Below are 12623 nucleotides of genomic sequence, written 5' to 3'. Positions count from 1 at the left end.
ATGGCCGAACCCATCAACATCACGCAACTTCTCGATGGCCACGAAGCACCGCAGGGGGTGCCGGCTGCCATGGCGGAGCACCTTGCGGCAATCCAGTCGGCGCGCGGCCGTATCGTCTTCATGGCGTACCGCGGCCATGCCATCGTCGGGCTGCTGATCGGGCGCCGGCGGCGCACGTCAACGATGCTGCGGATATCCCATTTCTGGGTCGATGCCGATGACATCGACCGCAACGCCGTTGGCAGCGAATTGGTGTCGGCAATGGATCAGTTGTCCCTCGACAGCGATATCCTGACCTGGCGCATCGCCACGGTCCCGGGGGAGGATGCCATCTCGACCAACTTGAGAGCGATTGCCGGCATCGCTGCCGCGCGGTCAGGTGCACCATATGCCGAGCGGCGACTGCGGAACGACGGGCCAACGGCAAGCTCCAGGACGCCGATCTACACCCAGACAACCGGGTTCACCTGTGGCTCTGCCTCGCTGATGATGGCCTTTGCCGGCCTCGATCCTTCGTCCGGCATCGACCGTCTTCTGGAACTGGCGATGTGGCGCGAGGCGACGACGGTGGTATCGATGGACGGCCCTGGCGGCTGCGACCCTTACGGCCTCGCACTTGCGGCAAACTCGCGCGGTCATGCAGTGAAGGTGTTCATGAGCACGTCGGAAGCGATCCTCATCGATCGCGGCAATACCGAAGCCAAGCGCGACCTGATGAAATTCGTCCAGGCCGACTTCAAGAGCCGTGTGCTTGAAGCCGGCATCGAGGTCGAAGCGCGCGCCTTCACCATAGCCGAACTACGTAGTGCCGTGGCAGGCGGTTCGATCGCCGTGGTTCTGATCGACCAGAGGGAAACCCACGGCCGCACCGCACCGCATTGGGTGGTCGCCCATGCGGTGAGCGAGGAGCACTTCCTCGTCAACGACCCATGGTTCGAGGTCGATGCGCTCGAAAATGCCGCCGATGTCGTCGACCTGCCGATCCGCGATGCCATGCTCGATCGCATGGCCTGGTACGGAGAACCGGCCTATCGCGCGGCTCTTATCATCGGACCGCGGGCAACTTGCGCCTCAGACGATGCCGACCGCTCAGCGCACCAGCGGCGCGACGGCGTTTTCGATGAGGCGTACGAGGCTGAGCGCGGTCATCTCGGATGATTTCGGATTGGTCTTCAGCGCCTCGTTCTCCAGCCTAAGGTCGAGCTTGCCGAACGCGCCGATGGCACTGACCTCATGGATGTTGCGCACGGCTGCCGGATCGGCCACCAGCACGACCCGCGTCCGGTCCAGGCCGATGCCCGACAGGGCCGAGATGACGGCGACATTGGCATTTTGCGGAAACGCATCCGCCGCCTGACGCGCCGTGCCGGCGAAAAATTCGGTGCGCCTGGCAAGCCTGTCGAGGTCGATCATCTCGGCAGCCCGCGTGCCCTGCCAGGCGAGCGGCGGCTTGACGATGGTGTGTCTGACCTCGTCGATCGGGAGGACCGAAGCGGCGGCGAGCGCGCCAAGGTCGCCGAGCGCGCCCGAGGGAACGACTATGCGGCTGCCCGCTTCGTCTGCGACGGCAAGCAGCAGGCCGAGCATCGATTCGTCAGTGAATGCACTGACCGAAGACACCACGAAGCTTGCCGCATGCCGCAGGGCCGCCTCGCCCCAGATGGCGACCGCAGGGCGGCCAGCCACCTCGATCACCATGTCGATGTCGAGCCCGGCGAGTTCGTTTGGCCGGGTGATCAGGCGCGCGCCTGTTGGCATGCTAGGCCGCCCGATTTCGGGATCGCGCACTGCAACTGCCACGATCTCCACGCCGGCCGGCTGCCGCTCGGCGAGCAACTCGCCTACACGCGAGGCAATGGCGCCCCAACCGACGAAGCAGAGCCGTAGGCGGCGTCGCGGTCTAGAGGCCGACATAACGCTGCACCAGCTCGGCGTTGTTGGTCAGGTCCTCGCCTGTGCCGGACCAGACGGTGCGGCCCTTCTCGAGGATGTAGTGGCGGTCGGCCAGGCGCTTCAGCACGTTGAGGTTCTTGTCGATCAAAAGGATCGACTGCCCTTCCGCCTTGAGTGCCTCGATGCAACCCCAGATCTCGGCGCGGATGACCGGCGCCAGACCTTCCGTGGCCTCGTCGAGGATGAGCAGCTTGGGATTGGTCATCAGCGCGCGTCCGACAACGAGCATCTGCTGTTCGCCGCCCGACAGCGTCCCGGCAGCCTGCCCCGCCCGCTCCTTCAGTCTTGGAAACAGCGCGTAGACGCGCTCCAGCGTCCACGGATCCTTGCGGCCGAGACGATTGGCGGCGGTGGCGACAAGGTTTTCGCGCACGGTGAGCGTGGAGAAGGCCTGGCGGCCCTCGGGCACAAGGCCGACGCCAAGCCGCGCCACGGTTTCAGGCGTGGCGCCGCGCACGTCGCGGCCGGTGAAGCTGATTTCGCCGGACAGCGGCTTGAGCAGGCCCATGATCGACTTGACCGTGGTGGTCTTACCCATACCGTTGCGGCCAAGCAGCGTGACGACCTCGCCATCGCCGATTTCGAGCGCGACATCGAAAAGCACCTGGCTGCGGCCATAGGCCGACTGCAGTTTGGCGACGCTCAGCATAGCTCGTCTCCTTCGCCCAGATAGGCGGTGCGGACTTCCGGATTGTCCCTGATCTCATCGACGGTGCCGGTGGCAATGATGCGGCCATAGACCAGCACCGAGATGCGGTCAGCCAGCGCGAACACCGCCTCCATGTCGTGCTCGACGAGCAGCATCGAGACCTGGTTCCTGAGGCCCCGCAGCATCTCGATCATCTGCTGGCTTTCGACGTGGCCGAGGCCTGCCATCGGCTCGTCAAGCAGCAGAAGGCGCGGCTTGGTGGCGAGTGCCACCGCAAGCTCGAGCTGCTTCTGCTCGCCATGCGACAGGTTGGCCACCAATTCGCCGGCCCGGTCGCCCAAGCCCACTGCATCAAGGAAGCCACGTGCGCTTTGCCGCAACTCCTGCGCGTGGCGAACATTGCCCCAGAAGCGGAAGCTGTGGCCCTGTCGCACCTGGATGGCGATGGCGACGTTGTCGAGCACCGTGTAGTCGGGCAGCAGGCAGGTGATCTGGAAGGTGCGCGCCAGCCCCATCGACACACGCTTGGCCGTCGGCAGGCTGGTGATCGGCACACCGTCGAGCTCGATCGTGCCCTCGTTCTGCCTGAGCTCACCCATCAGCTGTGAAATCAGTGTGGTCTTGCCGGCTCCATTCGGGCCAATCAGCGCATGGATCTCGCCTGGATTGACGGTGATATCGACATGGTCGGTGGCAAGCAGGCCGCCGAAACGCTTGACCATGCCCTTGACGTTGAGGACCGGCGTCATGCGCGCCTCCCGAGCAGCCTGCTACCGAGCCCCTGGACGCCGCCTTGGGTGTAGAGCACCACGAACAAAAGGATAAGGCCAAGACCGAGCTGCCAGTTCTCCGTCCATGAGGCGAGGATCGATTCAAGCACGATGAAGACGGCGGCACCGAGCAGCGGGCCGAACAAGGTGCCGACGCCACCAAGGATGACCATCACCATCAGCTCGCCAGATTTCGTCCAGTGGATCATGTCGGGGCTGGCATAGCGCAGGAAGTTGGCCATCAACGCGCCGGCAAGGCCGCAGCCCATGCCCGAGATAACGAACGCCATCAGCTTGTAGCGATAGGCCGGCAGGCCGATCGCCGCCATGCGCTTCTCGCTCTGGCGCAGGCCGACGATGACGTTACCGAAGCGCGAATTGACGATGCGCCAGAGGATGAAGAAGAACGCCACGGTGATTGCCAGGCAAACGTAGTAGACGGTCTGCTTGTCGCGCATGTTGAGCCCGGGCAGCTCGTTGGCCCTGCGGATGATCAGGCCGTCGTCGCCGCCATAAGTCTTGAGCGAGACGAACAGGAAAAACAGCATCTGGGCGAAGGCGAGCGTGATCATGATGAACTGCACGCCCCCGGTCCGTAACGACAGCGCGCCGATGAGTGCCGCCATCAGACCGGAAACCACCAGCGCCACCGGAATGGTGATCAGGAGCTGGTTGGTGCCAGGGATGAAGCCGAACAGCGGCTCGCCCAGCGAATAGTGCTGGTAGAGGATTCCGACGACATAGCCGCCAATGCCGAAGAACGCGGCGTGGCCGAAGCTGACCATGCCGCCATAGCCGAGCACGAAATTGAGGCTGGCGGCGGCAATACCGTAGATCAGCACGCGGGTTGCGAGCGAGGTCAGCGCGGCATAGCCGGTTGTGTCGGCGACCGTCGGTAATGCGATCAGCGCGATCAGAACGCCGGCAAGCAAGACGGGTCGCTTGAGTGTCTTTTCCATGGGCCAGTCAGCGCCTAGTTCAGGAATTTCGGATGAACAGGCCCTTCGGCCTGATGAGAAGGACGATCGCCATCAACAGATAGATGCCCATCGACGAGATGCCGGCACCGAGCGCGTCGGCTTCCGGGCCGACCATGACCTGACGCAGCAGGCCCGGCAGATAGGCGCGCAGGCCGGTATCGACGACACCGAGGATGAGGCTGGCGAAGAAGGCGCCCCGGATGGAGCCGACGCCACCAATGACGACGACGACGAAGGTGGTGATCAGGATCTGCTCGCCCATGCCGACCTGGACCGCCAGGATCGGCCCGGCCATGAAGCCGGCAAGACCGGCCAGCAGCGCGCCGAGGCCGAAGACCAGCGTGTAGAGCAGCCGGATGTCGACGCCGAGCGCGCGCACCATCTCGCGGTTTGTCGAGCCGGCGCGGACCAGCATGCCGATGCGGGTCTTGTTGATGAGCAAATAGAGCCCGAGCGCCACGAGCAGGCCGACGGCGATGATCGCGATGCGATAGACCGGATAGACCAGCCCCGGCAAAAGCTCGACCGATCCGCCGAGCACATCAGGCATCGACACGAACAGCGGCTGACGCCCAAACAGGATGGTGATCGTCTGGTTGAAGATCAGGATCAGGGCAAAAGTGGCGAGCACCTGGTCGAGATGGTCACGGCCGTAGAGCCGCCGCACGACAAGGAACTCGATCGCCGCACCGGTGACGGCAGCGGCCGCAAGGGCTGCCGGAATGCCGAGCCAGAACGAGCCGGTCTCGGCTGCGACCCATGTACCGGCATAAGCGCCGATCATGTAGATCGAGCCGTGCGCCAGGTTGATGACGCCCATGATGCCAAAGATCAGCGTCAGGCCGGCCGCCAGCAGGAAGAGCATGACGCCGAATTGCACGCCATTCAGCATTTGTTCGAGGAAGAGCGTCATAGCCTGTCGCTTCGATTGGAAAAACTGGAAAACTGGCGAGCGGCAGCCTTGCCGCCCGCCATGGTGAACCGGTCGAGATTACATCTTGCACTCGGCAGCGTAGGCATCGCCGTGGTCCTTGAGGACCTCGCCGACGGTCTTCAACATCGGCTTGCCGTCGTCGCCCTTCTCGACCTTCAGCGCGTACCAGTTCTGCACCGGATGCTGGTTAGGGCCGAAGGCGAACTTGCCGCGCACGGATTCGAAGTCGGCCTTGCGCAAAGCTTCGCGGAAGGCATCGGCGTCGTCGAGGCTGCCGCCGGTGGCCTTCAGTGCCGAGGCGTAGGCAAGGGCTGCGTCATAACCCTGGCTTGCGTAATAGGTTACCGGACGGTTGTAGGCCTTGTTCCAGGCCGCCATAAACTGCTTGTTGGCGGCGTTGTCGAAGTCCGAGTTCCAGTGGCTCGTCACGTTGAGGCCGATGGCGGCATCGCCGACCGCGGCAAGGGTGACGCCATCCATCGACGGCTCGGCCACGACCATCGGGACTTCCTTCATCAGCCCCGACTGCTCGTACTGGCGCAGGAAGGTGATGCCGAGACCGCCGGGATGGAACTGGAACACGACGTCGGGCTTGGCCGCGCGGACCTGGGCGAGCTCTGCGGCGAAGTCGGTCTGGTCGAGCCGGGTGTAGATTTCGCCCGCGATCTCACCCTTGAAGTAGCGCTTGAACCCGGCGATGGCGTCCTTGCCGGCCTGGTAGTTCGGGGCCAGCACGAAGGCCTTCTTGTAGCCAAGGTTGGTAGCGTTCTGGCCGGCACTTTCATGCAGGCTGTCGTTCTGCCAGGAGACGACGAAATAGTTCGGGTTGCACTCCTTGCCGGCCATGTTCGACGGCGCGGCATTGGGGCTGACATAGAAGGCGTCGTTGTCGACGATGTCGGGAACGGTGGCGCCGGCGACGTTGGAGAAGACGATGCCGGTGAACAGCTTGATGCCTTCCTCACCCATGAAGCGTTCGGCAATCTGCTTGCCCTGGCCGGGCTTCAGGCCGTCATCCTCGACCACCAGTTCGACCGGCACGCCGCCGAGCTTGCCCTCTTCCATCGCCAGCATGAAGCCGTCGCGGATGTCCTGGCCGAGATAGCCGGCCGGGCCCGACAGCGTTGTGATCATGCCGATCTTGACGGGATCGGCGGCAATTGCCGGAAAAGCCGCAAGTGCTGCGACCGATGCAACTAGAAGGGTTTTCCTCACATTCATCCTCAGTTCTCCTCTGGTCGGCGCATTTCAGCGCGCATTGTTGATTGCCGGTTAGCTGTCGGCTGGCCGGGTGCCTCGATATCGAGAGGCACGAACCGGAACGAAGCCGCCTCTGCCGTCAGCCGGCCGAAGACAGGGGCGGGAAAATGGTAGGGCGCCAGCACGGTGCCTGTGGCAGTGGCCGCACCGAGCAGACCGAGCCGCGTCGACCGAGCCTGAATTGGGTCCTCGCAGAAATTGCAGACGATGCTGTCGTCGCCGAGCTGCAACGGGTGATGGACAGCGTCGGCCAGGAACAGCACCTCGCCCTCACCGGTGTCGAGCGACACGACCACCATGCCGGGCGAGTGCCCCGGCGCTGGCTTCAGCCGCAGCCCAGTCGCGACCTCGGCATCCGAAGCAACCGCCTCGAAGCCGACGGACTGGATGATGGGCAACACGCTATCCGCAAAGGCGCCATGCAGCGTGTTGCCGTCGACCGAGGCCGCGTGGACCTTGGTCCAGTAGGCAAGCTCGGTCTCGGCAACGACGTAGCGCGCATTGGGAAAGGCCGGCCGCCAGGTTTCGCCTTCCCGCCTTGTGTTCCAGCCGACATGGTCGGCGTGCAGATGCGTGTTGATGACGATGTCGACGCGCTCGGGCGAGATGCCGATCGCTTCGAGCGTGTCGAGAAATCTTGTCTCGCGGCGATGCCAGGCAGGCCGGTGTGGCCTTTCCTTGCCATCGCCGATACCGCCGTCGATCAGCGCCACGTAATCAGGCGTCTTGATGACATAGCAGTTGAAGCTGAGCGCAACCGTCTCGCCTTCCGGATCAACGGTGCCCTCGGGCGAACGACCAGCCGCGGCTTCCAGATCTTGGCGCGAAAGGCCCGCGAAGATCGCCTTTGCCGGCCAGGCGACATTGGCCATGTCGGGGATGCAGGTCACCAGAACGGGACCAGCCTCAAGCTGCTCCAGTTCGATGTCGAGCCCCGAAAAATGTCGCCTGGTGACCTTCATGCTCCTAGAGCTTCACCCAGCCTTCCGGCGGGGTCTTGCCCGGATGGAGTGCGCCGCATTGCGGGCAGGTGCGCGCCTTCTCGTCAGCGTAGAACGCCTGGTAGATCGGCGGCAGGTCGCGGACGATGCTCTTCAGTGTGACTTCGACACGCTTGACCAGCGCGTTGCAGTCGAAGCAGTACCATTCGAAGGCATCGAGCAGACCGTCATTGCGCTTCGGCTCGACGACGAGGCCAATGGAGCCTTCCTGCGGGCGCTGCGGCGAGTGGCGCACATGCGGCGGCAAAAGAAAGATCTCGCCCTCACGGATCGGCACGTCGTAGAAATTGCCGTTGTCCACCACCTTGAGCATCATGTCGCCCTTGAGCTGGTAGAAGAATTCCTCGACCGGATCGTCGTGGTAATCGGTGCGCTTGTTGGGCCCGCCGACGACAGTCACCATCAGGTCGGCGTCCTCCCAGATCTGCTGGTTGCCGACCGGCGGCTTGAGCAGGTGGGCGTGCTCGTCGATCCATTTCGAGAAGCTGAAGGCCGAAAGGCGTCTGGTCATTGTCGTTCCTCCTTTGGGTCGGCGCACAGGCGTCGGATTGATCGGCAGTCGTCAGGCTGAGGTCTTCAGGCCGCAGGTTTCGAAGGCGGCGCGGGTGGCGCGCTTTTCCGCCTCGGTGAGTTGCAGCAGCGGCGGGCGCACGCGTCCGCCCGTCTGCCCCAGCAGCTCCTGCCAGTACTTCTGGTGCGAATGCGGCTTCTCGGGCGGGCGCGTGTCCTTGAGCGCAGCGCGCACCGGGTCGAGGCTGTCACGGATGCGGTGCGCCTCCTCGGCTTTGCCGGCAAAAGCAAGGTCGGTGTATTCGCGCATGCGCTTGTCGTGTTTGGTCTGGATCAGATAGGGCGGCGACGAGCACAGATAGAGCTGCCAATTGAGCTCAAGGATGTTGTCCAGCCACTCCTCCTCGGAGGCGGTGCTGACGAGAATGCGGTCGCCCGCAAGCCTGGTCAGTTCGGAGTACATCGGCCGCGGCACCGAGTACTTGATGGCGACGACGTTTTCGATGTCGGCAAGCTTGTTGCACAGCTCGGGGCTCATCAGATAGCCGCTGTCGGGATGGCTCCAGAGTGCTATGCCGATGTCCACCTTGTCGGCGATGGTGCGATAGTAATTGAGCAGAGTCTCGTCCTGCTGCTTGAAGAAATGCAGGATCGGCGCGTGCACGACGATGTAGTCGGCGCCGCACTTCTGGGCATGTCTGGCGAGGTCGATGACCACATCCATGTTCTGGTCGGAACAGGACATGATGGTCTGGGCGCGGCCGGCGCAGGCATCGACAGCAAGGTCGAAGCTGCGCTTGCGCTCGTCGAGCGACATCGAGAAGAACTCGCCCTGCTTGCCGGCGATAAAAAAGCCGTCGATGCCGAGGTCGCCGATCCAGTGGTCGACATTGCTGCGGAAACCGTCTTCGTCGATCGACAGGTCATCATTGAACGGCATCAGGCCGGCGGCCCAGATGCCCTTCATCGTCGCCCTCGAATGGGCCTTGGCTGTCTTCTTGTCGTATTTCATCGAATTGCGAACCTTTAGGAGGCGATTGCGGGCTTCGGCTAGATTGCCATGCGGTGCGAGACGTTCTTGGCCACCATGTAGTGCAAGATGCCTTCGACGCCGCCCTCGCGGCCGAAGCCGCTTTCCTTGACGCCGCCGAATGGCGTCTCGGCGACCGAGGCCTCCAGCGTGTTGATCGAGACGTTGCCGGCTTCCAGATCGTCGGTGATCTGGTCGACATTGGCGGCCGAGTTGGTGAAGGCATAGGCAGCGAGGCCGAAAGGCACGCCATTGGCCTTTTCGATCGCCTCCTCGAGCGAGGAGACGGGATTGATCACCGCCAGCGGGCCGAACGGCTCTTCGCGCATGACACGAGCATCGTCGGGCAGGTCGGCGAGGATCGTCGGCGGATAGAAATAGCCGCTATTGCGGGGCCGCTCGCCACCAAGCAGCAACTTGGCGCCCTTCGAGACGGCGTCGGCGACCAGCATTTCCATGGCCTCGACGCGGCGATGATTGGCCACCGGGCCCATCTCGACCCCCTCTTCCAGACCATTGCCGACCCTTACGGCGCGGGCACGCTCGATGAAAGCTTCGGTGAACGACTTGTAGACGCTCTCATGGACGAAGAAGCGGGTCGGCGAGGTGCAGACCTGGCCGGAATTGCGGACCTTGCGGATGGCCGAGGCGATGCCGGCCTTCACCGGATCGGCGTCGTCGCAAACGATCACAGGTGCATGGCCACCGAGTTCCATCAGCGTCGGCTTCACGTAGCGGGAGGCAAGGCCGGTCAAGGTCCTGCCGACGGCGGTCGAGCCAGTGAAGGCGATCAGGCGAACCTGCTCCTGCGGGATGAGATACTCGGAAATCTGCGCCGGAATGCCGAAGACGAGGTTGAGCACGCCGGCGGGAAGGCCGGCATCATGGAAGGCCCGCGCAATGTGCAGGCAGCCGGCAGGCGTCTCTTCCGCCGCCTTGATGATGATCGAGCAGCCGGCGGCCAAGGCACCGGCGATCTTGCGCGCCGGCTGGCTCATCGGGAAGTTCCACGGCGAAAATGCCGCCACCGTGCCGATCGGCTGGTGATGGACGATGTAGCGGATGCCCGGCTCGCTAGGGATGACGCGACCATAGGTGCGTTGGGCTTCGCCGGCGTCCCATTCGAAGAACTCGGCGCCGCGAATGACTTCGAGCCGGGCCTGCTGGAACGGCTTGCCGTGCTCGCGGGTGATATCCCTGGCGACCTCGTCGATGCGCTCGCGCAGAAGTGCTGCCGCCTTGCGCAGCACCTCGGCGCGGCGGGCGGGCGAGGTCTTGCGCCAGACGGCAAAGCCGCGCTCGGCGGCTTCGAGGGCCGCATCGAGATCTCCGGTGGAGGCCACAGGAACGGCGCCGATCACGCTCTCGTCGGCCGGGTTGATGACGGGCAGCGTTTCCGCAGTCCGCCGCCAGGCGCCACCGATATAGAGCTGAAGATCGGGGTAGTTGGACATCGGGCGCCTCGGCTTCGCAATTGGCATTAAATTCGACAGCGCCGGGCAGCGGCCCGTGCCGTCTTGGTGCCAACATCGGCGGAAACCATTATATCGACAAGATGGATTTATCTGATAAATTAAGACTGTTTTCTGTATAAGTTAGCGACGAAATGGCCAAGCCGTCCAAGCCTGCGCCGCGGAGACCGCCGTGAAGATCACGATCAAGCAAATCCAGCAGTTCCTGGCGGTCGCCGAGCTCGGCAGTTTTTCGCGCGCCTCGAAGCGGCTTGGAACCGCGCAGCCGGCGCTGTCGCAGGCAATCCGTGATCTCGAAGCGGAATTGTCGGTGCGCCTGTTCGACCGCACCACGCGCCGGGTCGAACTGACCGATGCGGGACGCGAGTTCCAGAACTCGGCAACCAAGGTGATCGAGGAACTGGAGCATGCCGTCGAGGGCGTGCACATGCTGGCGGAACGCCGGCGCGGACGCCTGCGCATTGCCGCCCCGCCGCTGCTCGCCTCGGTCGTGCTGCCGCAGGCCATCGCCGAGTTCCAGAAGAGTTATCCCGGCATATCGGTGCAACTCGCCGACGTCGGCACCGAGCAGATCGTCGAAAGCGTGCGCAGCGGCCAGGCCGATTGCGGCCTCGGCACCTTCTCGCCTGCTGAGGACGGCATCGAGCGGCTGTCTCTGGTGCGCGACAGCCTGATGCTGTTCTGCGACCACGACAGCCCGTTTCATGGGGCGGAGACCGTCAAATGGGCCGCTCTGGCGGAACAGCCGTTGATCACGCTGACGCGCGACAGCGGCATCCGGCTGCTCGTCGAAGTCGGCTTCGAAATGGCGCAGATCCCATTCAAGCCGGCCTATGAGGTGACGCAGGTGACAACGGCGATCGCCCTTGTCGAGGCAGGCCTCGGCATTGCCGTCCTGCCCACCTATGCGCTGGCGGCGGCGCGTTTCAGGAAGGTCGCCGGCAAGCCCTTGGCCGAGCCCACCATCTCGCGCGAGGTGTCGCTGATCCACGCCACCGGGCGCTCGGTGTCGCCTGCCGTCTCGGCCTTTGCCGGCGTGGTGCGCCGCTATGCCCAACAACTGACGCCACGCGAAGCCAACTGACGCATAGAGCGGCTACGCTTTTCTTCGAATCGCGGAACAACTCCATGCTCCTGTTTTTGCGCAATTCCGGACGGAAAACCGCTGCGCACTTGTCCTGAAATTGCTCAGCCCTTGATCAGGCGGAGCAACGCCTGCGACAGGACACTATCCTCGGAGGCAAGGTCGAACAGCACGTCGAAATGGTTGCGGGCGGGGATTTCCATCAGTTGCGAGGCAAAGCCCGCCTCGCGCCACATCTGGTCATATGCGGTCGACTGCCGCCGGAAGCCGTCAGGCTCGCCATCGGCATAGGCAACGACGATCTGGCAGCCGATCCGTGGCAGGTTCGCCGCCGGGCTCAGCCGTTCGACCGCCGCCTCGTCAAGCTTGATCCAGTCCTGCACGAACGATCTTGCAATCGGCGCAAGATGGAACAGGCCGCTGATCGGCAGCGCCCCCTTGATGACATCTTCCGGCACGCCAGCCTCGACGTGCCAGCCGCCCGAGAGCACGGCCCCCGTCAGGTGCCCACCGGCGGAGCTGCCGCCGACATGAATGCGTTCGGGATCGATGCCGAACGATCGGCCTTTCTTCCACAAGAAGCCGATCGCTGCCCTCACCTCGCGCACGATCTCGTCGAGCGACGCCTCGGGCGCCAGCCGGTAATCGACCACGGCGGTGGCGATGCCATTCTTGGCCAGCATCGCCGCCATGAAGGATGAATCGTGCTTGGACAGCATGCGCCAGTAGCCGCCATGGACGAAGACGAAGACCGGCCGCGGCTCGCCTGAGGTGCCATAGATATCGATCGTCTGGCCGCTCTGCTCGTCATAGACGACGTCGAGATGCGTGGCATGGTCCCGCATCTCGACGGAGCGGCTTCGGTAGTCACCCATCGCCGCCTCGAAGACCTCAGGCGTCACGGAAGCCCGCGCGCCATAGTCGCGGTCGAGGACGTCACGCGGCCAGTTGGCTTCTTCGGCAAGCACGCTCATGCGCCA

General features: G+C 63.9%; 13 protein-coding genes. 2 read left to right on the top strand and 11 right to left on the bottom strand.

What is annotated here, in order from left to right; genetic code table 11:
• The gene (locus IHE39_RS04615; RefSeq protein ID WP_192565651.1) at window positions 1–1158 is read left to right on the top strand and encodes a peptidase C39 family protein; all 1158 of its coding nucleotides are present in this window, start codon (window positions 1–3) and stop codon (window positions 1156–1158) included.
• Here the strand turns inward: IHE39_RS04615 and IHE39_RS04610 are convergent.
• The 10 genes from IHE39_RS04610 to IHE39_RS04565 all read right to left on the bottom strand — a co-directional run bounded on the left by IHE39_RS04610 (window position 1090) and on the right by IHE39_RS04565 (window position 10541).
• Entirely contained in the window at window positions 1090–1914 is an 825-nt protein-coding gene (locus IHE39_RS04610; RefSeq protein ID WP_192565650.1) for an aspartate dehydrogenase, read from the bottom strand. The genes IHE39_RS04615 and IHE39_RS04610 overlap by 69 nt on opposite strands.
• Window positions 1901–2602 carry an ABC transporter ATP-binding protein gene (locus IHE39_RS04605; RefSeq protein ID WP_184768917.1) on the bottom strand — a complete coding sequence of 234 codons (702 nt, stop codon included), beginning with the start codon at window positions 2600–2602 and terminating at the stop codon, window positions 1901–1903. The genes IHE39_RS04610 and IHE39_RS04605 overlap by 14 nt, the downstream gene beginning before the upstream one ends.
• Window positions 2596–3351: an ABC transporter ATP-binding protein gene (locus IHE39_RS04600; RefSeq protein WP_192565649.1), complete on the bottom strand. Its 756-nt coding sequence runs from the start codon at window positions 3349–3351 to the stop codon at window positions 2596–2598. Before IHE39_RS04600 ends, IHE39_RS04605 begins: the two co-directional genes overlap by 7 nt.
• The gene (locus IHE39_RS04595) at window positions 3348–4331 is read right to left on the bottom strand and encodes a branched-chain amino acid ABC transporter permease (RefSeq protein WP_192565648.1); all 984 of its coding nucleotides are present in this window, start codon (window positions 4329–4331) and stop codon (window positions 3348–3350) included. Before IHE39_RS04595 ends, IHE39_RS04600 begins: the two co-directional genes overlap by 4 nt.
• Window positions 4332–4350: 19 nt before the next feature.
• Window positions 4351–5265 carry a branched-chain amino acid ABC transporter permease gene (locus IHE39_RS04590; protein ID WP_184768914.1) on the bottom strand — a complete coding sequence of 305 codons (915 nt, stop codon included), beginning with the start codon at window positions 5263–5265 and terminating at the stop codon, window positions 4351–4353.
• Between the two features lie 78 nt (window positions 5266–5343).
• A complete protein-coding gene (locus tag IHE39_RS04585; protein WP_192565647.1) occupies window positions 5344–6507 on the bottom strand; it encodes an ABC transporter substrate-binding protein in 1164 nt (387 codons plus the stop codon).
• A 2-nt stretch (window positions 6508–6509) separates the two neighbouring features.
• Window positions 6510–7508: an MBL fold metallo-hydrolase gene (locus IHE39_RS04580; RefSeq protein ID WP_192565646.1), complete on the bottom strand. Its 999-nt coding sequence runs from the start codon at window positions 7506–7508 to the stop codon at window positions 6510–6512.
• 4 nt (window positions 7509–7512) lie between these two features.
• Complete coding sequence (locus tag IHE39_RS04575; protein WP_192565645.1) at window positions 7513–8058, bottom strand: 3-hydroxyanthranilate 3,4-dioxygenase; 546 nt, start codon at window positions 8056–8058, stop codon at window positions 7513–7515.
• Window positions 8059–8109: 51 nt separating this feature from the next.
• A complete protein-coding gene (locus tag IHE39_RS04570; protein WP_192565644.1) occupies window positions 8110–9069 on the bottom strand; it encodes a dihydrodipicolinate synthase family protein in 960 nt (319 codons plus the stop codon).
• Window positions 9070–9107: 38 nt separating this feature from the next.
• The gene (locus IHE39_RS04565; RefSeq protein ID WP_192565643.1) at window positions 9108–10541 is read right to left on the bottom strand and encodes an NAD-dependent succinate-semialdehyde dehydrogenase; all 1434 of its coding nucleotides are present in this window, start codon (window positions 10539–10541) and stop codon (window positions 9108–9110) included.
• A gap of 190 nt (window positions 10542–10731) precedes the next feature.
• Between IHE39_RS04565 and IHE39_RS04560 the strand changes: the two genes are divergently transcribed.
• Window positions 10732–11643, top strand: a complete 912-nt coding sequence (locus IHE39_RS04560) for a LysR substrate-binding domain-containing protein (RefSeq protein ID WP_192565642.1) — start codon at window positions 10732–10734, stop codon at window positions 11641–11643.
• Window positions 11644–11747: 104 nt separating this feature from the next.
• Here IHE39_RS04560 and IHE39_RS04555 read toward each other — a convergent pair whose 3' ends face one another.
• On the bottom strand, window positions 11748–12617 hold the full coding sequence (locus IHE39_RS04555) for an alpha/beta hydrolase (protein WP_192565641.1): 870 nt from the start codon (window positions 12615–12617) through the stop codon (window positions 11748–11750).
• Between the last annotated feature and the right edge of the window lie 6 nt (window positions 12618–12623).

The organism is Aminobacter carboxidus, assembly GCF_014863355.1.
In the GTDB taxonomy this organism is placed as follows: Bacteria; Pseudomonadota; Alphaproteobacteria; order Rhizobiales; family Rhizobiaceae; genus Aminobacter; species Aminobacter carboxidus.
Note: the sequence above shows the minus strand (reverse complement) of the source record. Positions and strands in the feature narration are given on the sequence as shown.